This is a genomic window from Streptococcus sp. HMSC064H09 (assembly GCF_001812625.1).
Classification (GTDB): Bacteria; Bacillota; Bacilli; order Lactobacillales; family Streptococcaceae; genus Streptococcus.
In genome coordinates, this window is the sequence record NZ_KV809582.1 from 1 (window position 1) to 21,131 (window position 21,131).

General features: G+C 40.8%; 26 protein-coding genes and 1 pseudogene. 7 read left to right on the top strand and 20 right to left on the bottom strand.

All coding sequences use genetic code 11. The annotated features are described in order from the left end of the window. The 7 genes and pseudogenes from HMPREF2867_RS05470 to HMPREF2867_RS05495 form a co-directional block, all read right to left on the bottom strand. Positions 1-315: pseudogene (locus tag HMPREF2867_RS05470) on the bottom strand (hypothetical protein); the annotation flags it as partial. 333 nt (positions 316-648) lie between these two features. After that, positions 649-792: a hypothetical protein gene (locus HMPREF2867_RS11355; protein WP_173018551.1), complete on the bottom strand. Its 144-nt coding sequence runs from the start codon at positions 790-792 to the stop codon at positions 649-651. Positions 793-853: 61 nt separating this feature from the next. After that, positions 854-1,159, bottom strand: coding sequence for a hypothetical protein (locus HMPREF2867_RS05475; protein ID WP_070576280.1), 306 nt, complete (start codon positions 1,157-1,159; stop codon positions 854-856). Then, the gene (locus HMPREF2867_RS05480) at positions 1,156-1,407 is read right to left on the bottom strand and encodes an excisionase (protein WP_070576283.1); all 252 of its coding nucleotides are present in this window, start codon (positions 1,405-1,407) and stop codon (positions 1,156-1,158) included. Before HMPREF2867_RS05480 ends, HMPREF2867_RS05475 begins: the two co-directional genes overlap by 4 nt. A 12-nt stretch (positions 1,408-1,419) precedes the next feature. Continuing rightward, a complete protein-coding gene (locus HMPREF2867_RS05485) occupies positions 1,420-2,172 on the bottom strand; it encodes a phage antirepressor KilAC domain-containing protein (RefSeq protein WP_070576288.1) in 753 nt (250 codons plus the stop codon). A 366-nt stretch (positions 2,173-2,538) separates the two neighbouring features. Beyond that, positions 2,539-2,733 carry a hypothetical protein gene (locus HMPREF2867_RS05490; protein WP_070576291.1) on the bottom strand — a complete coding sequence of 65 codons (195 nt, stop codon included), beginning with the start codon at positions 2,731-2,733 and terminating at the stop codon, positions 2,539-2,541. 13 nt (positions 2,734-2,746) lie between these two features. Continuing rightward, on the bottom strand, positions 2,747-2,956 hold the full coding sequence (locus HMPREF2867_RS05495) for a helix-turn-helix domain-containing protein (protein WP_070576294.1): 210 nt from the start codon (positions 2,954-2,956) through the stop codon (positions 2,747-2,749). 290 nt (positions 2,957-3,246) lie between these two features. Here HMPREF2867_RS05495 and HMPREF2867_RS05500 point away from each other — a divergent pair, with 290 nt between their 5' ends. The 5 genes from HMPREF2867_RS05500 (at position 3,247) to HMPREF2867_RS05520 (ending at position 6,291) form a co-directional block, all read left to right on the top strand. Beyond that, positions 3,247-3,600: a helix-turn-helix domain-containing protein gene (locus HMPREF2867_RS05500; RefSeq protein WP_070576297.1), complete on the top strand. Its 354-nt coding sequence runs from the start codon at positions 3,247-3,249 to the stop codon at positions 3,598-3,600. A 43-nt stretch (positions 3,601-3,643) separates the two neighbouring features. After that, entirely contained in the window at positions 3,644-4,024 is a 381-nt protein-coding gene (locus HMPREF2867_RS05505; protein WP_256263064.1) for a hypothetical protein, read from the top strand. Positions 4,025-4,027: 3 nt separating this feature from the next. Next, positions 4,028-4,507, top strand: a complete 480-nt coding sequence (locus tag HMPREF2867_RS05510; protein ID WP_241672530.1) for a hypothetical protein — start codon at positions 4,028-4,030, stop codon at positions 4,505-4,507. Between the two features lie 20 nt (positions 4,508-4,527). Then, positions 4,528-4,908, top strand: coding sequence for an ImmA/IrrE family metallo-endopeptidase (locus HMPREF2867_RS05515; RefSeq protein WP_070576305.1), 381 nt, complete (start codon positions 4,528-4,530; stop codon positions 4,906-4,908). Between the two features lie 210 nt (positions 4,909-5,118). After that, entirely contained in the window at positions 5,119-6,291 is a 1,173-nt protein-coding gene (locus tag HMPREF2867_RS05520) for a tyrosine-type recombinase/integrase (RefSeq protein ID WP_083306753.1), read from the top strand. 57 nt (positions 6,292-6,348) lie between these two features. Here the strand turns inward: HMPREF2867_RS05520 and eno are convergent, their stop codons facing one another. Next, positions 6,349-7,653: a surface-displayed alpha-enolase gene (eno, locus tag HMPREF2867_RS05525; RefSeq protein WP_002886048.1), complete on the bottom strand. Its 1,305-nt coding sequence runs from the start codon at positions 7,651-7,653 to the stop codon at positions 6,349-6,351. Positions 7,654-7,858: 205 nt separating this feature from the next. Here eno and HMPREF2867_RS05530 point away from each other — a divergent pair, with 205 nt between their 5' ends. Then, positions 7,859-8,314: a YueI family protein gene (locus tag HMPREF2867_RS05530; protein WP_070576312.1), complete on the top strand. Its 456-nt coding sequence runs from the start codon at positions 7,859-7,861 to the stop codon at positions 8,312-8,314. Between the two features lie 30 nt (positions 8,315-8,344). On the opposite strand, the gene HMPREF2867_RS05535 is transcribed toward HMPREF2867_RS05530, so the two are convergent. The 3 genes from HMPREF2867_RS05535 to ccpA are packed head-to-tail and all read right to left on the bottom strand — an operon-like array spanning position 8,345 to position 11,601. Next, positions 8,345-9,460 (bottom strand): glycerate kinase, encoded by a 1,116-nt coding sequence (locus tag HMPREF2867_RS05535; RefSeq protein WP_070576315.1) that lies wholly within the window; start codon positions 9,458-9,460, stop codon positions 8,345-8,347. Between the two features lie 12 nt (positions 9,461-9,472). After that, a complete protein-coding gene (locus HMPREF2867_RS05540; RefSeq protein ID WP_070576319.1) occupies positions 9,473-10,540 on the bottom strand; it encodes an MmcQ/YjbR family DNA-binding protein in 1,068 nt (355 codons plus the stop codon). A 59-nt stretch (positions 10,541-10,599) separates the two neighbouring features. After that, complete coding sequence (gene ccpA / locus HMPREF2867_RS05545) at positions 10,600-11,601, bottom strand: catabolite control protein A (RefSeq protein ID WP_070576321.1); 1,002 nt, start codon at positions 11,599-11,601, stop codon at positions 10,600-10,602. Between the two features lie 314 nt (positions 11,602-11,915). Here ccpA and HMPREF2867_RS05550 point away from each other — a divergent pair, with 314 nt between their 5' ends. Then, entirely contained in the window at positions 11,916-12,998 is a 1,083-nt protein-coding gene (locus tag HMPREF2867_RS05550) for a M24 family metallopeptidase (RefSeq protein WP_070576324.1), read from the top strand. 98 nt (positions 12,999-13,096) lie between these two features. On the opposite strand, the gene HMPREF2867_RS05555 is transcribed toward HMPREF2867_RS05550, so the two are convergent. The 9 genes from HMPREF2867_RS05555 to mutM form a co-directional block, all read right to left on the bottom strand. Beyond that, a complete protein-coding gene (locus HMPREF2867_RS05555; protein ID WP_002886108.1) occupies positions 13,097-13,465 on the bottom strand; it encodes a S1 RNA-binding domain-containing protein in 369 nt (122 codons plus the stop codon). A 1-nt stretch (position 13,466) separates the two neighbouring features. Further along, complete coding sequence (locus HMPREF2867_RS05560; protein WP_070576327.1) at positions 13,467-14,873, bottom strand: Cof-type HAD-IIB family hydrolase; 1,407 nt, start codon at positions 14,871-14,873, stop codon at positions 13,467-13,469. Positions 14,874-15,019: 146 nt separating this feature from the next. Beyond that, the gene (gene smpB, locus HMPREF2867_RS05565; protein WP_002885905.1) at positions 15,020-15,484 is read right to left on the bottom strand and encodes an SsrA-binding protein SmpB; all 465 of its coding nucleotides are present in this window, start codon (positions 15,482-15,484) and stop codon (positions 15,020-15,022) included. 21 nt (positions 15,485-15,505) lie between these two features. Next, positions 15,506-17,959: a ribonuclease R gene (rnr, locus tag HMPREF2867_RS05570; RefSeq protein ID WP_070576329.1), complete on the bottom strand. Its 2,454-nt coding sequence runs from the start codon at positions 17,957-17,959 to the stop codon at positions 15,506-15,508. A gap of 62 nt (positions 17,960-18,021) precedes the next feature. Beyond that, entirely contained in the window at positions 18,022-18,258 is a 237-nt protein-coding gene (secG, locus tag HMPREF2867_RS05575) for a preprotein translocase subunit SecG (protein WP_002886135.1), read from the bottom strand. 45 nt (positions 18,259-18,303) lie between these two features. After that, positions 18,304-18,450: a 50S ribosomal protein L33 gene (gene rpmG, locus HMPREF2867_RS10990; protein ID WP_002890443.1), complete on the bottom strand. Its 147-nt coding sequence runs from the start codon at positions 18,448-18,450 to the stop codon at positions 18,304-18,306. Next, complete coding sequence (locus HMPREF2867_RS05580) at positions 18,440-19,663, bottom strand: multidrug efflux MFS transporter (RefSeq protein WP_070576332.1); 1,224 nt, start codon at positions 19,661-19,663, stop codon at positions 18,440-18,442. Before HMPREF2867_RS05580 ends, rpmG begins: the two co-directional genes overlap by 11 nt. 50 nt (positions 19,664-19,713) lie before the next feature. Continuing rightward, complete coding sequence (gene coaE, locus HMPREF2867_RS05585) at positions 19,714-20,307, bottom strand: dephospho-CoA kinase (RefSeq protein ID WP_070576335.1); 594 nt, start codon at positions 20,305-20,307, stop codon at positions 19,714-19,716. Further along, entirely contained in the window at positions 20,304-21,125 is an 822-nt protein-coding gene (gene mutM, locus HMPREF2867_RS05590) for a DNA-formamidopyrimidine glycosylase (RefSeq protein WP_070576338.1), read from the bottom strand. The genes coaE and mutM overlap by 4 nt, the downstream gene beginning before the upstream one ends. Between the last annotated feature and the right edge of the window lie 6 nt (positions 21,126-21,131).

Here is a 21,131-nt window from a genome sequence, read left to right on the forward strand (position 1 = left end):
TTGAGCTACTTCTGTAGTTGTTGCTGGTGCTTCTGCAATCGGTTGAGATTCTACCGGTGCTGGTGGAGTAAATACCGCTGGAGTTTCCACCACTGTTTCACTTGGTGTCACCGTAACGTTGCCGCCATTGTCAGCGGTATAGACATTAGCGGCAGTTGGTTGTGTGTCTGCTACTGGTTGAGCAGTTTCGTCCGCTGATACTGTGCCAGCACCAATTAATAGAGCTGTAGCAATAGCGAGCGTGCCACACAATCCAAATGCTTTGCTTTTAGTGAATCCAGTTTTTGCGATTGTTTGAGTGTTGAATGATTTCATGGTATACTCCTTGTATAGATGTTTTTTTCTTGCACAGGCCCTTACCTGTGCTTTTTTTAGTGCCTTCAACGTGCACCCACAACCTCGCCGCTTTGTAAATATGTTTTTTAGAAAGATTTTTGTGTGGGTAGTAAAGTGTTAATTTTTGGGGAAAAATTATGGGTATAAGATGCACTCCACGACGAGGTCATGGCTGCACGCTGAAAGATGGCTACTATTTGCTATATTTCTGTTTAAGCCGCTCTTGTTTTTCCTCTGGGGTTTCCACCACTTCAAAGAAATACTCTTTTTGTTTTGGCTTTTTCTTGCCGAATAAGAACTTTAATAGATGTTTCAAATCAATGTTTCTCCCAAACCGTGCATTTTGTTATAACGATCTCGACTAGGCTCCGATGCGTTTTTCTCAAAAGTCCAAGCTGGAACCTCTACTGTTTCTGCTTGCTCTTTTACAAAGAGCCATTTAAATAGTTTTTTCATTTTTAATTCCTTTCTTTCCCTAACCGCACTAGCTCGCTGCTACGGCTAGGGGTGTTCTTTCTTAAATGTCTAAGATGTCGTGTGTCCTACAAACGGCAACGAAATCAATTGCTGCATCTTGAAACAAATCTTTACATTTATCGTCTGATGTGTCTGGTTTGCTGCAAACATCTCTGTACATCAGACATTTTGTATCAATGTCATCTAGTTCGCTCTTTGCTTTTTTTGAAACATCCAACGTCTGATTGATGTAGAGGATTAACTCCGTAATGTTGTCGAGAGCAGGGATGCCACCTTCCATCTTGTGGAAGTCTTTGTCAAATTGGATAGCGCACGCTACCAACCGTTTTATATAATGATTATTCATAGTTTCTCCTTTTTGAATCTATTCCTGGTTTTCCATTCGATGAAGGACTTGAAACCTTCATAGTTTATGAAGACTAACTTGTGTGTTGGGTTGAACACGTAGTCTCGGAAGTCTTTGTTATCCCTCATTTCTCGAATGAGGTTCTTTGCCATCGACTTCCCTAGACCTTCCCACCGCTGCATGAGGTGGTCGTAGTCTCCCCACTCAGCCGTCTCGTTAACTCCGACTGGTTTGTAGGTGATTTCCATTTTTTTACTCCTTTAATCCTCTTGTTCGATGAGTGGCAGGATGTCGTTAGCTTTTAGCAATTCATACAAAAACAAGCGCCCCTTTTGTGTCCAAGTCGTTGTCATATTGACTTGATCTTGACCGTTCTTATCCTTGTAATCAAATGTCGAACTATCGACATAGCCCTTACCTATGTGTTTCTTATACAAAATCCATTGACTGTTGACTTTGTACTGAACACCTAGATCATGCAAGATTGCATTGAATTTCCTGGCACTCATGCCATAATCTGCCGCAATCTGGGTAACACGCACCGCCCCTTTGCTTTCTAGAATGATGTCGAAGTAGCGTGCTTGCTCTTGCGCCAAGGCCAATTCAGCCTCTAGTTGCACCACTTTAGCTCGTTCGTCTTTAAGAGCTTGAAAGGCTGCAATGGCAAGATCAGGATCATTAAGCAGTTGGTCTGTAGCATACATGCCATGCTTGCGTATGGTTGGCAAAACCTCTGATGTGACCCAACGTTTAAACTCCTTGGCTTGTGGTAGTTTGCTGGATAGGATGAGCGAGTAAAGACCCGATTCGTTGATGATTACTAGGTCTTGCTTACCTCCAGGGGTGTCCATTGTGGTCACCCCTTTATCCTCTCCGTCTACATGGGTACGGATTGCTTTAGCGGTTCCTGAGTAGCCTAAAATCTCTGCTACATCTTTCCCTACGAAATAAGGCTCGTTGTCAACTGTTACAGTTCGGACTGCCTTCCCATTAAAGTTAAAAATTTCATTCATAGTGTTTCCTTTCTTTGCTATAATAGTTAATAAAAACGAGGTATTAACATGAAGAATAAATCTGAAGTATTAGTCCCACTAATGTTAGTAGGTTTGCTATACGTTGAATTTCACTGTATTACACCAGATAGACATTCAGCTTTGACTAGCCTAACTGACATCAATTGGATGTATCTATGTCTAGTGATTGGTGTTGCTTTATTAATCTCGCTGATAGCGCTAAGCTATATTCATGACGTCCTACTCTTTTTCAAGCTTGAGAAAGAGGGAGATATAACTTATAGCTTTGTGATCGCTTTGGCTATCTTTGGAATCCTCGTTTTGAGAAACTGCTTAATTGTCCTGTCTGATACTCAATTTGGAAATTTAATGTCCTTCGTCAGCTTCCCTATCTTCGGCGCTTTCTGGTCGCTTTCCAAACGAACGCTCAAAGCGAATAGGAAGCAAGATAAGAACCCCAACAAGCATTGAGAATGTAAAGAACATGTAGGTCGTGAAGTCCCATTCTGGGATTGTGCGGCCTTTTTGCATGAACTCGATAAAATCGTGAATGTGATTCATTTTCTTCAACCTCCTACTCTCCTAAATCAACCCAAGTCTCGTCGATACCCAAGACATCGCACACTCGGTTTTTCAATCTGTTGCTTCCTTTACCATACTTCAGCAATTCTGAGATGGTAGGCTTCTTTACTCCACAAGCACGAGCAAGGTGTGTTTGTGTCATCCCCTCCGAATTCAATTTGTCTTTGACAAGCTGAGTCCACTTTTGATGTTGTTGAGTCATATTCTCTCCTTTCTTTTTTAAAATATTGACTAAAAAGTTAGCTAATTTCTTGACATCGATAAATAAATTTATTAAAATCAAGACATAGAGAAAAGACTCACTAAAAAAGTAAGGGTTACCTATTCAAAACGGACGCCAATCAGTTTTTAGGTTTTTATTTTTTTAATTGTCTTATTCGCTAACTCTTTAGCTTACAAAAATATTGTAATAAATTTATTAAAGTTTGTCAATGGTTTTGTAGTAAATTTATTAAATATTTTTTGTCGTGCCTTAGAAAGGTTGATGTATCAATGTTTTTCACATTTGAAAAAATAAAAGAATTGGCTGACAAACAAGGTATTTCATTAAATAAACTTGAAGAAAAATTAGGTTTTAGCAGAAATACAATTTATAACATGAAGAAATCAACACCAAATGTTGAACGAGTTTCAATGATTGCCGACTACTTCAACGTTTCCACTGATTATCTTCTAGGTCGTACTGATAATCCTAATATAGCAAACAACGATAGAATCGCAGGTTACACGTCTGACGACCTCCGAAAAATGGCAGAGAACGCCAAGACATTCGATGGCAAGCCACTTACTGAAGAAGACATCGATGCCATCCAGAACATCATTGAGATTTATTTGAGAGGTAGATAGTATGACAAGTATTCCAATGAAAAAGAATCCGTTCAGAGAAAAGATGACAGCAATTAGAATTGTCAATCCTGAAACAGCTCAATCGTTAGGAACAATAACTAATTTCGATGTATTCCCTGGTTCGACATCTTTGGTTGCATTTCTAGACTTCTTTAATCTAAGACCTGAAACAGATTATATCTTATCTCTAACTGCCCACTTCCCTAACGGCACGTCTTACCCTGTCCATGCTACTAGAATTAATATCGCGAGACAAGATTTTGCGCTACTTGAAGACGGCTTTGGTATGGCCACTGGAAATTTCAGCTTTAATTTTACGATACAGAGCCCAAGTGATTTTTACTTTTTCTTCATCTTGATGGACGAAAACGGTCAGGAAGTAGATACAGCATATAGTTATCATCATTTTGGAAAGTGGGGATAAACGATGCCGGACACACAAGATAATTTCAAAACCACCCCTTCCAATGTTTCTTCAATTCACGCTTCTAAAACTTCATTGAAAACTGTACCCACACAAAATCGTGGTATAATGGAGTCAGAAATGTTATCGGAGGAAATTATTATGCCACAAGATACTTACAGCAAATCTGAAATCGACTTAAAACTTGATAAAATTAATTCTGACACCCAGCACGGATTTGAGAAAATTGATTTAAAAATTGACCAACTCAGACAAGAGATGAGTAGCGGATTTGAAAAAATCGGCTTGAAATTTGAACAAGTTGATTTGAAATTTGATAATTTCGAGAAACGTGTAGAGACTATGTTTCTAACTCAAGAGAATAAGAGATTAGAAGAGCAAGCTAAAAGCAAAAAAGAGTTCATGTATTGGTTTATCGGATTGTTAGTTAGTACTTTACTGGGGATACTAGCAATCATCGTAACCATTTTAACAACAAAATAACACAAAAAGGATAATAGCCTATGACTATTGAAGAGCTAGTAGACTCGCACGGTGTCACTCTCGCTTACTTTGATAATGACCTCTGGCATAGACCAGGAGTTTACATCAAAGAAATCAATATTATTTTCATAAACCGTGAGCTGTCAGAAAACGCCAAAAAACGGGTTATATACCACGAATTAGGGCATCTGGATCATTCTGCTGAACTTTATCAAAACAATCGCACTAGATGCGAAAATGAAGCGAATAGGCACATGATCCATAAACTGCTCGAAGAAGAGCTTTCAGCATCAGATGACCACAAGTCTTTTAACTACTTGCATTTTATGCAAAAGCACAAGCTTAGGACAGTAACAGATGAGTTGATGGTCATTGATGAGTACTACGAATTGATAGGGTGAAAATATGGACTTCAAAAAAATAAAAAATCTAGGTACTCACTGAGGAAGAATTTCAAGCACAGAAAGCCAAATTATTATCGCAATAAAAAAAGCCCTATAATCTCCCTCGCCAAAGTTAGATTATAGAGCAGCACCACAGAAAAAACGTGTAAACTGGAAAACAGCCTTACATGTCCTTTTCTGTACCCATTTTACCAAATAATAGGAGATATGACAATGTGGGTAGAAGAATTGCCAAACGGAAAATACAAATATTTCGAAAGATATAAGGACACTTACACTGAGAAATGGAAACGGGTATCTGTTACGCTTAATAGCGGCTCAAATCGAGCAAAGAAAGAAGCTCAGCGCTTACTGGATGATAAGATAGCCCAGAAAATAGAATCATCAAGCACTACTAATGTATCGTTCCATAGTGCCTTTAACGAATGGTGGGAATTTCATCAAAAACAGATTAAGTTAAGCTCAATCAAGAGCCTTGCAGCATCCGTTAAACGAATATATGACACTATTGAACAAGGAACTATCCTATCGAACATCAATGTCAGACTTATCCAATCCTTACTAGACACTGAAGACTGGACAGATTCACAGAAATATCGTGCCAAGACCGTACTAAATACATTCTTCGATTATGCTATGGATCAACAACTTATTACCGATAACCCATCGAGGAAAGCACGACTTCCAAAGAAGACCAATAAACTTGAGAAACAACAAGCTGCCAAGAATAAATACTTAGAACCAGACGAATACAGTCGATTGCTGAAAGAACTCTACCGAAAGGACATAACACTGAGATATGCTCTAGCGTGCGAGTTTATGCTCTTGAATGGTTGCCGTATTGGTGAACTGGCTGGGCTGACTGTTTCAGACTACCACAAGGAAACACGCTCCCTGGATATCCACACTTCTTTCAACAGATACATTCCAGAAAACGAAGGGACGAAAACCGTCGCTAGTTACCGGACAACCTACCTCACCAATCGTGAAATGGAAATCATTGACCAGATACTAGAATTGAGAGAGTTAAGCGAATCAACCAATCCAGATTGGTATCGTAGCGATAAGATTTTCACGACTAACACTGGTAAGCCTATCCACAGCACAATCCTAAGTGCATCACTCCAACGAGCTAACACAAGATTGGAAACACCTATCGATAAACACCTATCCCCTCACATCTTCAGACATACCACGATAAGTATACTGGCTGAAAACAATGTGCCACTTAAAACCATCATGGATAGGGTTGGGCATGCTGATTCGGAAGTCACTACTAGCATCTATACCCATGTCACAAGGAATATGAAAGACCAAGCTGTCAATGTTTTAGATAATATCATCACGAACAATCTTGCCCCTTCCTTGCCCCTTGGGTAGAAAAAAAGAACCCTAGGTTTAACCTAGAGTCCTCAGAAACGTTGTTAAATCAACGTTTTATTTTTTCAAGTTGTAGAATGATTTCAAACCACGGTATTCTGCAACTTCACCAAGTTGGTCTTCGATACGAAGCAATTGGTTGTATTTAGCGATACGGTCAGTACGTGACAATGAACCTGTCTTGATTTGACCAGCGTTAGTTGCAACTGCGATATCAGCGATTGTTGAATCTTCAGTTTCACCTGAACGGTGTGATACTACTGCTGTGTATCCAGCTTCTTTCGCCATTTCGATAGCGTCGAAAGTTTCAGTCAAAGTACCGATTTGGTTAACTTTGATAAGGATTGAGTTAGCAGCGTGTTCTGCAATACCTTTTTCAAGGTAAGCTGTGTTAGTTACGAAGAAGTCGTCACCAACCAATTGAACTTTACCACCAAGACGTTCAGTAAGAGCTTTCCAACCGTCCCAGTCATTTTCGTCCATACCATCTTCGATAGTGATGATTGGGTATTTGTTAACCAATTCTTCAAGGTAGTCGATTTGTTCTGCAGCAGTACGAACAGCAGCGCCTTCACCTTCAAATTTAGTGTAGTCGTAAACTTTACGTTCTGCATCGTAGAATTCAGATGATGCACAGTCAAATCCGATAAATACATCTTTACCTGGTACATATCCAGCAGCTTCGATAGCTTTGATGATAGTTTCAACACCATCTTCAGTTCCGTCGAAACGAGGTGCAAAACCACCTTCGTCACCTACGGCTGTTTCAAGTCCACGTTCTTTAAGGATTTTCTTAAGTGCGTGGAAGATTTCAGCACCCCAACGAAGAGCTTCTTTGAATGTTGGTGCACCAGCAGGTACAATCATGAATTCTTGGAAAGCGATTGGAGCGTCTGAGTGAGAACCACCGTTGATGATGTTCATCATTGGAGTTGGAAGAACTTTAGTGTTGAATCCGCCAAGGTAGCTGTAAAGTGGAACTTCAAGGTAGTCAGCAGCTGCGCGTGCTACAGCGATAGACACACCAAGAATAGCGTTGGCACCAAGTTTACCTTTGTTTGGAGTACCGTCAAGAGCGATCATTGCGCGGTCAATACCTTGTTGATCACGTACGTCGAATCCGATGATGTGTTCAGCAATAACGTTGTTTACGTTATCAACTGCTTTTTGAGTACCAAGACCACCGTAACGAGCTTTGTCACCATCACGAAGTTCTACTGCTTCGTGTTCACCAGTTGAAGCTCCTGAAGGAACCATACCGCGACCGAATGCACCAGATTCAGTGTAAACTTCTACTTCAAGTGTTGGGTTACCGCGTGAGTCAAGGACTTCGCGTGCGTAAACATCAGTAATAATTGACATTACAATACTCTCCTTATGAGTTAAAATTTTTTACACCTATATATTACCATAATATCAAGGCTTAAGCAAATTAAAACCAGAATTTTCTAGCGATTTTCTATTTTTTAATATTTTCAATTATTTTTGAAAATCTCAGAAAGCAACTCAAATGAAAAGGAATTCAAAATATTGTATAATACAAGTAGAAAACTAAGAGGAGATTCCTATGACTTCACTTGAAAACAAAGTGCTCCAATGCGCTAGTGGCGAAAAACGCCTAAATCCCGATGAACTTCGTCAGTATTTTGGAACCTATGCGGAACGTGTAGTCCTAGCTGTTCTATTGGAAAATACCGAAAAGAAAACTGTAATTGACAATTTTCCGCAAATATTAAAAGACTTATTAGCCGTTCACCCTAATCTTAGTCTCAAACTTTCTCCAAAATTAGCTGACCAGACACAATTTAACTATATCAAGACTGCTCAAGCACTAAATATTTCTGCAACTATCGTTGACGAGGCCAAGGCCCATTCACCATACGGTCTTATCGTACATAGTAATCAAGCAGAGAATCTTGATAAAGTGTTATTTTCAGAACTCTATCCTGATATCCTTGCTCCTAGTGAAACTGAACCTATCCTTGAAAAAAAGGGATTTTTTGCTAAACTATTTGGAAAATAAAAGCTGATGCAAAGTCAGCTTTTTCTTATATCACAATGTTTTACTGAGCTTGATGACATTCCCAATATTGAGTCCTGTGCGATAGAGATTCTCCTTAGCGGTAGCTAAAACTTGGTCTAACTCTAATACTTGTCCAATGATAGGGAAAGCAGCTGAGATACCTGCAACTGGAAAATCAGGCAGGTCATCCTTCAAACTACCACAGATAGCAATGACGGGAATAGTTGATGGTGTCCGCCTAGCCACCCCGACTGGTGCTTTACCAGACAAGGACTGGCTATCCATACGTCCTTCACCAACTATGACCAAATCAACTTCCTTCACACGTTGATCAAAATCAACGCAATCAAGTACAAAGTCAATCCCTGATTTAATTTCTGCGCCTGCAAAGGCTACTAAACCCGCTGCCATGCCTCCTCCGGCTCCTGAACCAGCCAGTTTTAAAACCTCAGGAGCAAAGTTTTCGTAGAATTGTGTCATGTCTTGGTCAACCTTTTTAAATTGTGAAGGAGCTAGGCCTTTTTGTCCACCAAAAATATAGGTCGCTCCATCTTGACCACACAAGGGATTATCTACGTCAGTAATCAGATGAATAGTAACACCAGACAAATCAATCTTATTTTTAGAGGATACCTTTTTAATAAGACCAAGATTAGCACCTATTGGCTCAAGTTCCTGTCCCTGAGAGTCATAATAACGATAACCCAATCCATATGCCATACCAATACCACCATCATTGGTAGCAGACCCACCTACGCCTATGATAAAATCTCGGATGCCAGATTGAACCAAATGAACAATTACTTCACCCACGCCTTGTGTCGTTAGAGCTAGAGGATTTCGTTTATCCTTAGGAATCTGTTCCAAGCCACAAATCGCAGCCATTTCAAAAACGGCAGTCTGGCCATTGCTGGCAAAAGAAACACTTCCATCACTTGTATAGGCATGAGGAATCTCGATACTTTTCTTCTCAAGATTTAGATTTTCAGAAAGAGCATCTAAGGTGCCCTCGCCACCATCACCTATTGGCATGAGGTCAAACTCAGTGTCGGGTAAGGCATTTTCAAAGCCCAATTTAAGAGCTAAGGCAACCTCTTTTGCAGACAAACTTTCCTTAAACGAATCAGGTGCAATCAAAATTCGCATGATGTCCTCCTTCTATTTTTCTTTTAGGTAAGGGGATAGGGACTGAACTAACTCATCTGTCATATGTCTTGGACCTCGAACAGTTTTGATACCTAAACTCTTTAGTCTATCACTGTCAAATTCGGTGTCATTAAAGGTGTATAAGGGTTTAATCCGCATCAACTCCTTAATACTCGCCTCTTCACAATAACCTTGATTAGGGATATTCGCTTCTAAAACCTGACAGAGGTAACGGATGGCCTTGGTAGGTGCCGTAATATAGATAGCCACCAAATCTCCCTTTTGCATACTAGCTTTCTGTGTCCAAAGAATCTCCTCATTTGCGGAGAACTCCTCTCCAATATCGTAGTATTTCAAATTTACCGGGATAATCCAATAATGAGGCTCAAAAGCCTTTCTAAGATGTTTTGGGGCCACTAGGGAGCGACTGTCACTAAGAAGCTCAATAATGGTTTGGTCCGACAATGTCTCGTCTAAAACAAGACTAATCCAGGTCTTCTTGGACATATGGTAGCTAGGAAAAACCCCATCCATTTCCAAGAGCTTATCCATTTGCTTTGGATTAACCTTCAGGTTAACCACATCATAAATTAAATCCGCCTTTTCTCCATCAAGCCCTAGTTTTTCTCCCTTAAGAGGAAAAAACAAGGCGTACCATTTACCATCAACCCTAAAGGACAAATAGCTTGGTTCCTTTTCGAAAGGATGGTCTGCTTGGTCTGAAAATTCTTGAACTAAAAACTGAACTAGGCGATTAGCTTGTGGAGATGAGAACAATTGATTTTCATAACAAGAATCAGCTAGCTGTGAGAGAAGTTCTCCATAAGCTTCTCTGACTTGACCAACGTAAGTTCCAGTGGCCTGAGGACTCCTGAAGATATCATAAGGCTCATCAAGATCGATATCAACAACCTGTCCCGTCAACTTACCTTCTAAATCAATAAGCAATCGAGCTTCAAGTTCATCCGCCATCAGTGTTTTTCTGAACTCGTAACCTTGCTCAGTAGTTGTAAAACCAAAAGGCTCTAGGCTATCCTGTTTTAGGATCTTCTGTTTAAAATAAGCATCCTCAAAAGTCATTGGTTCTCCCTTTTTCTAAAAAAGAGAAGTTGAGACAAACTTATGTCCCAACTCCTTTTTTATTTTGTTGACTGACGTAAGGTAAGACCGTGATTAAGAATAACATCTTTTTCTTCGAGCTCTTCCTTATTCATGATTTTAGTCAACATACGCATGCTAACTGCCCCTAAATCATAGAGAGGATGATTAATACTAGAAAGGTTTGGACGTGTGTAGCTTGTAATTGGTGAGTCATTGCTTGTGATGATTTCGAAGTCTTCTGGAACTGATTTACCTGCAGCAAAGAGGCCATTCAAGAGACCTGCAGCCAATTCATCTTCTCCAACATAGGCAGCAGTGGCACCAGAGTTCAAAACACGTTGTGCTAAATCAAAGCCATCTCTATAGCTATATTTGGCTTCAAAGACAAGACCTTCATTGTAACGCAAATTATTCTTTTCAAGTCCAGCCTTATAACCAGCTAGACGGAGTTTGCCATTAATATCATCAATTAGTGGTCCTGATACAAAGGCAACCTTTTCATTATTCTTGGCAAGTTGCGTTACAGAATCCTCAACGGCAACTTTATAGTCGATATTAACGCTCGGTAATTGGTGCTCGAGGTCCACTGTTCCTGCTAGGACAATCGGAGTACGGGTACGAGAAAATTCTGCACGAATTTTTTCCGTCAAGTGGTAACCCATGAAGATGATACCATCTACTTGTTTGGCAAATAGAGAGTTAATCACGGTAACTTCGTGATCGTCATTTTCATCACTAGAAGCAAGGACAATATTGTACTTGTACATCGTTGCAATATCATCAATCCCCCTTGCTAAAGTAGCAAAATAACTATTAGCAATATTTGGGATGACAACTCCTACAGTAGTGGTTTTCTTACTCGCCAAGCCACGTGCAACCGCATTTGGACGATAATCCAAACGATCAATGACCTCAAGCACTTTTTTTCGGGTGTTTTCTTTTACATTTTTATTTCCATTTACCACACGAGACACAGTCGCCATCGAAACGCCTGCCTCACGCGCAACGTCATAAATAGTGATTGTTTCATCAGTATTCATAAAAACACTTCCTTTCTCATTTTACGCTCACTCTTTCACGCTAATTGTATCAGATTCTGAAAACACTTTCAATTATTTTGACTGATTTTTTACAAAAAAATGAAAGGGATTCCTTCTTTGTGGTTATGAGGAAGAAAGCCATTTCAGAAAAAGGCCTCTCATTTCGTGTTTCCAAGACTATCCATCGCTTACAAAACTAGCCTAAAAAAGTCTCAATGAAAGTAAATGATTTAATGAAAAGCCAAAAAAACAGCTTGCATTTTCCTTATAAAAGTGACAGAATGAGTGTAAGAAATACAAAGGAGTTTTTTTCTATGTCTAAACTTGATCGCATTCGTCATTTTTTGAATGAAAATAAAGCAGGGCTAGCTATTGTTTCAGATCCTGTAACTGTCAATTATCTTACTGGTTTTGATTGTGACCCACATGAACGCCAAATGTTCCTCTTCGTCTACGAAAATCGTGAGCCTGCCCTCTTTGTACCTGCTCTTGAGGTTGCACGTGCCTCTGCTTTACTCGACTTCCCAGTATTTGGTTATGTAGACTCTGAAAATCCATGGCAAAAAATCAAGGCTGGCCTAGCAAGTACAGACAGCCCTATTATTTATGCAGAGTTTGACAATCTCAATGTGACTAAGTTCCAAGGATTGCAAACGGTCTTTGATGGTCGCTTTGAAAACTTGACACCATTCATTCAAAAAATGCGCGTTATCAAGTCAGCTGATGAAATTCAAAAAATGATTGTTGCCGGTGATTATGCTGATAAAGCTGTTAATATCGGTTTCGACAATATTTCTCTCGACGTTACTGAAACAGACATCATTGCTCAAATCGAATTTGGCATCAAACGCTTGGGCTATGAAATGAGCTTTGAAACTATGGTCTTGACTGGTAACAATGCAGCCAACCCACACGGCATTCCTGGAAGCAACAAAATTGAAAAAGATGCTCTTCTTCTCTTCGACTTGGGCTGTATGGTGAATGGCTATGCTTCAGATATGACGCGAACAGTCGCTGTTGGAAAACCCGATGATTTCAAAAAAGAAATCTACCACTTGACTTTAGAAGCTCAACAGGCTGCCCTAGATATGATTAAACCAGGTGTAACTGCCAGCGAAGTCGATGCTGCAGCACGTAATGTTATTGAAAAAGCTGGTTACGGCGAATACTTCAACCACCGCCTCGGACACGGTATCGGAATGGATGTGCATGAATTCCCTTCTATCATGGAAGGAAATGACTTGGTTATCGAAGAAGGTATGTGCTTCTCTGTTGAACCAGGTATCTACATTCCTGAAAAAGTTGGTGTTCGTATCGAGGACTGTGGTTATGTTACAAAAGACGGCTTTGAAGTCTTCACACACACACCAAAAGAATTGCTCTATTTTGATGTTTAATTAATCCAGAAGGGTCTTAAATTAAGTTGAGGACCTTTTCGTTTGCACTCAAATTCAAAAGCCATATAAAAAGCTGACTCATCGTGAGTCAGCTTTTGCTATTTTTCCTCATGCTCTTGTCTAAGATAGTCAAGTCCTTCTTCAATCCATCCTGGCATTGCTTCTGCCAAAGGTTTAAAGCCATAGTTCAAACGACTATCTGAGAAACGATGACGATGAGGGATTTTATTTTTTTCTTCCTCAAGGGTTCTCAAAGAAAGACTGGCCTTTTGTGTAAATTCATCAAAATCAACAACTTGAACCAAGACCTCCTGGTCTACCTTGAGGGTATTGTAGATGTTGTCGATATAACCTGTCTTAATCTCCGAGATGTGAATCAAGCCTGTGGTACCATTTTCCAATGAAACAAAGGCACCGTAAGGCTTGATGCCTGTGATAACACCCCTAAGCTTGTCTCCAATTTTCATCTTAGTCTGCTACCTCAACTGTTTCAATCACAACATCCTCAAGTGGCTTATCTTGAGCTCCAACCTCAACATTGGCAATCTCATCAAGCACCTTGTAAGAGTCTTCATCCACCAATTGACCAAAGACTGTGTGACGACGGTCTAGGTGAGGTGTTCCACCATTTTCAGCATAAGCTTCCGCGATTGGTGCTGGCCAACCACCACGTTCGAGTTCCTTTTTAGCATAAGGAATTTCAGGCGTTTGAACGATGAAGAACTGGCTACCATTAGTATCTGGTCCAGCATTGGCCATAGAAAGCGCACCACGGAGGTTATAGAGTTCTTCAGAAAATTCATCCTGGAAGCTACCACCGAAACTTGACTCACCACCCATACCAGTACCAGTTGGGTCACCACCTTGAATCATAAAGTCCTTGATAATACGGTGGAAAATCACACCGTCATAGTAGCCACTCTTGGCCAAATTGACAAAGTTAGTAACTGCTAATGGTGCATGATCAGGGAAAAGTTTGATGACCAAATCACCATGGTTTGTTTTAATTGTTACGACTGGACCTTCTACTGCATCCAAGTCAAGTTGTGGGAAATGAAGTTCTTTTTCTACCAATCCGAGTTCCTCCAAGGCATTGAAAATGCCATCTTCTTCTACTGTTCCTGTAACGTAATCTGCTTTTTCTTTCAATTCTGGTGTAGCGTTACCCATGGCAATCTTAAGTCCAACATAGTCAAAGATTTCCATATCGTTTGGACCATCACCAAACATCATAGCATTGACCGGTTTAAGGTTTTCGTGCTCCAAGACATGCTCGACACCAGATGCTTTTGAGATACCATTTGCTACGACGTCAGAGGAGTGTTCGTGCCAAGGCACCAAGCGGACATGTGTCGCAAGTTCTTCTGGTAACTCAAGCTCACCATCATTTTCCGCAAAAGTCCACATATGGTAAACATCGTTCGACAAGTGGAAGTCTGGCTCCACATCACAAAGACCATAGACTGGTTTCATAGCATCATCAATCAAATCTGAACGCTCAGAAACAACTGGCTTATCCTTACCAGCAAAGCCCCAAGCAATCCCAATCTCCTTGCACCAAGCAACAAAGGCTTCTGTAACCTCACGAGCTAGGGGCTGGTTATAAATTTCTTCGCCTTTTCGATTAATCACATAAGTTCCATTGATGGTTACAAAATAATCGGGCTCTAAGTCTCGAATGTCCTCAACGACACCATAGTAGCCACGTCCTGTGGCAATCCCCGTCAAAATTCCTTTTTCTTTAAGCGCTTTGAAAACAGCCTTAATAGACTCAGGAATGTAGCCTGTCTTTTTGACACGAAGGGTGTCGTCAATGTCAAAGAAAACAATCTTAGTCTTCTTGGCCTTGTATTTTGTTTTAGCATCTACTGGCATCGCTAATCTCCTTTACAGTATCACAGCTAGAGTCAGGTATAGCTAGTATCCTAACTAAAGACCACATGGTACTCTCATTATATCATGTCTTAAAGCCAAAAACAAAAAATCATCTAGGACTATAGTAGTCTTAGATGATAGGCGGTTTAACGGTTAACACTCTTGATAATACGTTTAATATCACGCTCTTGTTCACGACGCTTGATAGACTCACGTTTATCGTAATCGTGTTTCCCTTTGGCAATACCGAGCAATACCTTGGCAAAACCGTTTTTTAGGTAGACCTTAAGAGGAACTAGGGTCATTCCTGTACCCTTAAGATCATTTTGAAGTTTGGTGATTTGCTTTTTCTTAAGCAACAACTTTCTCGTACGGTCTGGATCTTGATTCCAAATATTTCCTTGCTCAAAAGGAGCAATATGGACATTGATTAACCAGGCCTCACCATTTTTGATTTGGGCATAGCCATCTTTAAGTTGGATGCGGGCCGCACGAACAGACTTAATCTCTGTCCCTGTCAGTACGATACCCGCTTCAATAGTATCAACGATACTATAGTCATGTCTAGCCTTTTTATTCTGAGCAACAACATTGCCTTCACCCTTTGGCATAGCAGTCCCTCCATTCTCATCCTATTTTCGTTTTTTAGCAACGTCCTTGTAGAAAGGTTTGTTCCCTTTCTTCTTACGACGGCCACTCTCACGTCCCTTGTTATCATTATGAGGACGGTTTTGATTTTTACGTTTGTCTGGTTTCTTAGATGACTTACGTTTTTCGTCATAAGAGCCTTTACGACCATTACCATCTTGACGATTACGGTTATCCCCACGTTTACCACGACGTTCGAAGTCTCCATTTTGACGGTCACGACGTGGACCTCTATTACGGAAGGACTTAGCCTTCTCTTCACGTTCCTGACGTGCCTTGTGATCTACTTTTTCAGTAACATCATACTCGCTTGGAAGGTATTGGAAGTCAATGTCTCCTGTTTCCTTATCCGCACGTGTTAATTTGACACGGATAGGCTGACCAACTCGGAAAGTCTTACCAGTTTTTTCACCCTGAAGTGTCATGGTACGTTCATTGTAATTGTAAAATTCTGGAAGGGTCGTGATGTGAACCAAACCTTCGATGGTATTTGGCAATTCCACAAACATACCGAATTTAACCACACTTCCAACAATACCGTCGAATTCTTGACCAACAAACTCTTCCATGTATTCCGCTTTTTTCATCGCTTCAACGACACGTTCGGCATCAATGGCACGGCGTTCAAGGGTTGAAGATGATGTCGCTAACTCAGGAATAACCTCTTCAAAATGTTCACGCGTTTCTTGAGACATATTGTTAGTGTACTCACGAATCATTCGGTGAACCAAGAGGTCTGGGTAACGACGGATTGGACTAGTAAAGTGGGTATAATACTGAGCCGCAAGTCCATAGTGCCCATGATTGTGTTCTGAATAGCGGGCTTGTTGCATTGAACGAAGCAACATCATGTTCATGACCTCTGCTCCAGGTTTGCCTTGAACTCGCGCCATGAACTCTTGCAAGTCTAGTTGATCCATCTTATTGGCAGTTCCTTTGATTTGAACACCAAAGATAGAGGCATAATCCATGAAGCGTTGTAATTTCTCAGCTTTTGGCTCTTCGTGGATACGGTAGATAAATGGCAACTTAGCCTTAGCGAAATGCTCTGCCACACATTCATTGGCAGCCAACATGAAGGATTCAATCATTCGCTCGGCTGTTCCACGTTCACGCACCACGATATCCACTGGCATCCCCTTCTCATTTACCAAGATACGAGCTTCAGATGTATCAAAGTTAAGGGCACCACGACGCTCACGCATGTCTTCTAAAATCTTATGTAGTTCTGCCATAGCTGATACAGAGTCCATGATTGGCTTAAACTGCTCAATCTTATCTGGATTTCCAGCCAACATCTCATTGACATCACTGTAGGTCATACGGAAGGTTGTATTAATCACAGATTGGCAAATCTTATGATTAACCACCTTACCTTTTGGAGTAATCTCCATAATGGCTGACTGAGTCAAGCAATCAACATTGGGATTTAGTGAACAAATACCATTTGAAAGACGCTCAGGCAACATTGGCACCACACGATCTGTCACATAAACCGAAGTCCCACGTGCTACGGCCTCACGGTTAAGAGCTGAACCTTCAGTGACATAGTAGGACACATCGGCAATATGAACACCAAGCTCAAAATTACCATTTGGCAAACGTTTAATATGGACCGCATCATCCAAGTCCTTAGCATCAGCTCCATCAATAGTAAAGGTCACCTCTTGACGAAGGTCAACACGACCAAGGAGGTCTTCCTGACTAGGTGCATCTGGTACAGCTTCTGCTTCCGCCATGACATCCTCTGGGAACTCTGAAACAATATCCATTGATTCTAAGACTTCCAAGACATCAATACCAGCATCCCCTTGATGACCAATAATGTCACGAACACTTCCTACGAAATAATCATAGTGACGGTTAGGGTATTTTTCAATATCAACCTTGATAATTTCAGTACCGTCTAGGGCAACTGGTTCTTTCTTAATATAAATTGGCTGCTGAATTTTCTGATTTTTAGACTTAATGTAACCAGCATAAGGTTCTTTCTCGTCGCTAAGGATAAATTTCCCTACAACAGTCTTAAGCGAACGTTCTACAATTTCAACAACTCGTGCTTCCGCTGCTGTCCCACGCAAACGATCCGCTGGCTTCTTGATAACAACAGCAACAGTATCACCATCAATGGCATGGCCAACATCATTACGACCAATGAACATATCATCTTCACTGTCATCGACATGCAAGAAACCAAAACCGTTCTTATTGGCACGGAAAACACCTTCAACAGTCACCTGATTTGGATTTTCTTTCTTAGGACGCAAGGAAACAGAGCCATCTCGATTAAAACGCAACTGCCCCTTACTTTCCATGGCTGATATGGCCTTGATGAGCTGAGGAAACTTTTCTCCCCCAGCATGATTAAGAGCCTGGGCAATGTCGTTTACACTGGATTTCCCATGCTCCTTCAAATAATTTATAATAGATTCTTTCATGATTTCCTTTTCTTTTATTTATTGACTATAACGCAAAAAATGAGCCAACCTCAGTCAGCTCATTACTTACTTGAGAGAATGGAAAGGACGATTGCATCTACAATCCATAGAAAAACCATGATTCCTGTAAAGCGTTGCATAAAGGCTTCAAAACCACGTGGTTTACTACGTTCAAATAGTGCTTCTGACCCACCACCATCAAAGACATTGCTACTTGGATTCTTTTGTGGCTGCATGAATACCGCAATCACAATAATAGCTGACATCACCAAGAGCAGCGTTAATAATAAGTCGTACATAGTTATTCCTCCGAAAAAGTCCTTTTTATTCTACCATAGAACCCTTTAAGATTCAACATGTAAGGTTACTTTTCTATCCTTGGGGCAGAATTTGGGTACCTGAATTTTCTCAGGATGATTTTGTTTATTTTTACTTGTGAGATAGTTGATGCTCCCACATTCACTACACTTTAAATTGATTTTAACTCTCACCTATATTCTTGACTCCTAGCGATTTTCTAAAGATGATTAAAGACCAGACAAAATTTCCAAAGACAATCATTGCGGTCACAAAGAAGACCCAGCGATAACCTAGCCCAGTCGCAACTGCTGAACCAACAAAAGGACCTAAAACTTGTCCAATGTATGAAAAGCTTTGATTAAAGCTAAATATTCTTGAGATTCCTTCCTTGGGTGTCATCTTGGTCAATAAAGAATTGACACTAGGCATAAGGGCACCCACACCGAAGCCATAGGCAAAACGTAAGATACCCAATTGCAAGGCTGAACCGGCAAAACCACAGAGGAAATACAAGAGGAAGCTATAAAATAGTCCTATTAAAAGCAAGCGATGATTCCCAATACGGTCTCCTAATTTTCCCAGAAAAGGGGTACTCAAGAGACTAGAGAAGCCCATAGCAGAAACAATTAAACCTGAGTAAAAAAGGATATTGTCCCTCTGACCTAAATAACGAATATAAAGGGCCAACATAGGTGCAATCGATTGGGCAGAAATCTGGATAATCATACTGGTCACAAAAAGGCCAATCAACATAGATTTGCTGGGAATTTTCGCAAAAACCTGAGAAAGAGTCATCATCTCTCCCTTTTCGATAGGTTGAAAATTCTCTCGCAAACCAAAGACAGTTAAGAGGCAGCAGATAAATAGAATGAGGCCCACCAATAAAAAGGTCCCTCTCATACCAAACGCCTCAGACAAGGTACCACCTAACAAAGGGCCAATCAGAACACCTGCCGTTAGACCCGTAGATAAGGTCCCCAGGGCATAGCCAGAACGGTTCTGAGGAACCTGGCTAGCAATTAAAGCTGTGGCATTTGGAACATACCCCGCAAACAAACCATTCAGCGTTCTTAAGAAAAGCAGCCAGAAAACATTTGGGACTAAGGCAAGACCTCCCATTGTAAAAGTCATCACCATGCTGGCTCTAATCATCATGGGCTTTCGGCCATAACGGTCAGCCAAGCGTCCCCAAATAGGAGAAACCAGGGCCGAGGCTAAAGCAGAGATGGCAACAGACAAACCAGTATACCATTCAACCATGTCTCCTTTAACACCTAATTCCTCAATGTAGAGGGCCATGAAAGGCATAACAATGGAGAAACTAGCTCCAGTAAAAAAGGTTCCTATCCATGCAATTTTAAGGTTACGTTGCCAATCAGTACTTTTAAGCTCTTTTTGGCGCAAATAATCATCTTCTTTCTAAAATTCACTATCCATTATATCACAATGACTAGCTATGAGGAGCTAGGTAAATCATTTATTGCGCTCTTCACTTTCTCCTTCAAATCATCGAGACTACCGTTATTATCAAGAACCAAACTAGCATACGGCTTTTTCTCTTCTAAAGACATCTGGCTAGCGATACGCATACTAGCTTCCTTTGAACTTAAGTGATTACGTTTCATCAAGCGTTGGCGCTGGACCTCAGGTAACACTGCCACCAACCAAATCTGGTCAAACCATTCCTGATACCCATTCTCAATAAGTAAGGGAATATCCATGAAAAAAACATCTTCTTTCTTGGCCAAACAATCCCTTTGAGTTGCTAGTTCCTCTCGAATAATTGTCCCTTGAATCTCAGCAGACCGATGTCTCATCTCCTCATTCGAAAAAATCAGTTGCCCTAGTTTAGGACGATTCAATTCTCCATTAGGAAGGAGAATCCCCTCTCCCAACCAATCAAGCAAGGCACGATACAAACGGCCTCCTTTGGCCTGCATATCGTGGACAAGCTGATCAGCATCAATGACCTTGTAACCTGCCTCTTTAATCATTTCAACAACCGTTGATTTTCCTGAAGCAATACCACCTGTTAACCCAATAATCATCGTTTCTGACAATGAGGACACAAATGTGTCCCTCTCCCTCCTAACTTGATTTTCTCAATTGTGCTTGCGCAGCGTGGACAAGGCTGTCCCGTTTTTCCGTAAACCTGCAAATAGTTCTGCATGGTTCCGTCCTCACCAAGGGCATTACGATAGGTCCTTATGGTTGAGCCGCCTTTTTCAATGCCAAGCTGTAAAATGGCAATCGTTTGATCATGGACCCGCTTCATGGCTGCCTTGCTGAGTTCCTTTGCTGGCGTTTCAGGATGAACCTTGGCTGCCCAAAGCACCTCATCAACATAGATATTTCCTAGACCAGCCACCAATTTTTGCTCCAAGAGGAGACTTTTAATGGGCTTTGCAGAACTCATCAAGGCTCTCTCAAACGAGGCGTATTTGAAGGCCTTCTTAGTAGGCTCAGGACCAAGCTTTTTCCTTGTAAAATAAGCCTCCTCTTGACTTTTAGTCAATAAATCAAAGGTTCCAAACTTGCGGACATCTTGATAGACGAGGGTGGAGCCATCATCTAACTTAAAAAATAAGTGAAAATGCTTGTTGGTAGGAACTTGATCTGTAAACAGCAGGTATTTTCCCTCCATACGCAAGTGGGAAATCATAATCAACTGTCCAAAGTCAAAAATCAAGTACTTGCCTCTTCGTCGCAGGGCTTGAATGGTTTGACCAGGTAAATCAGTCAAAAAACTATCGTAGGAGGTCTTAATCATTTTTGGAACCTTGACCTCAAGCGACAAAATAGTCCGACCTACTACTAACCTTTCTAAACCTCGTCTAACAGTTTCTACCTCAGGTAACTCAGGCATCTGCTC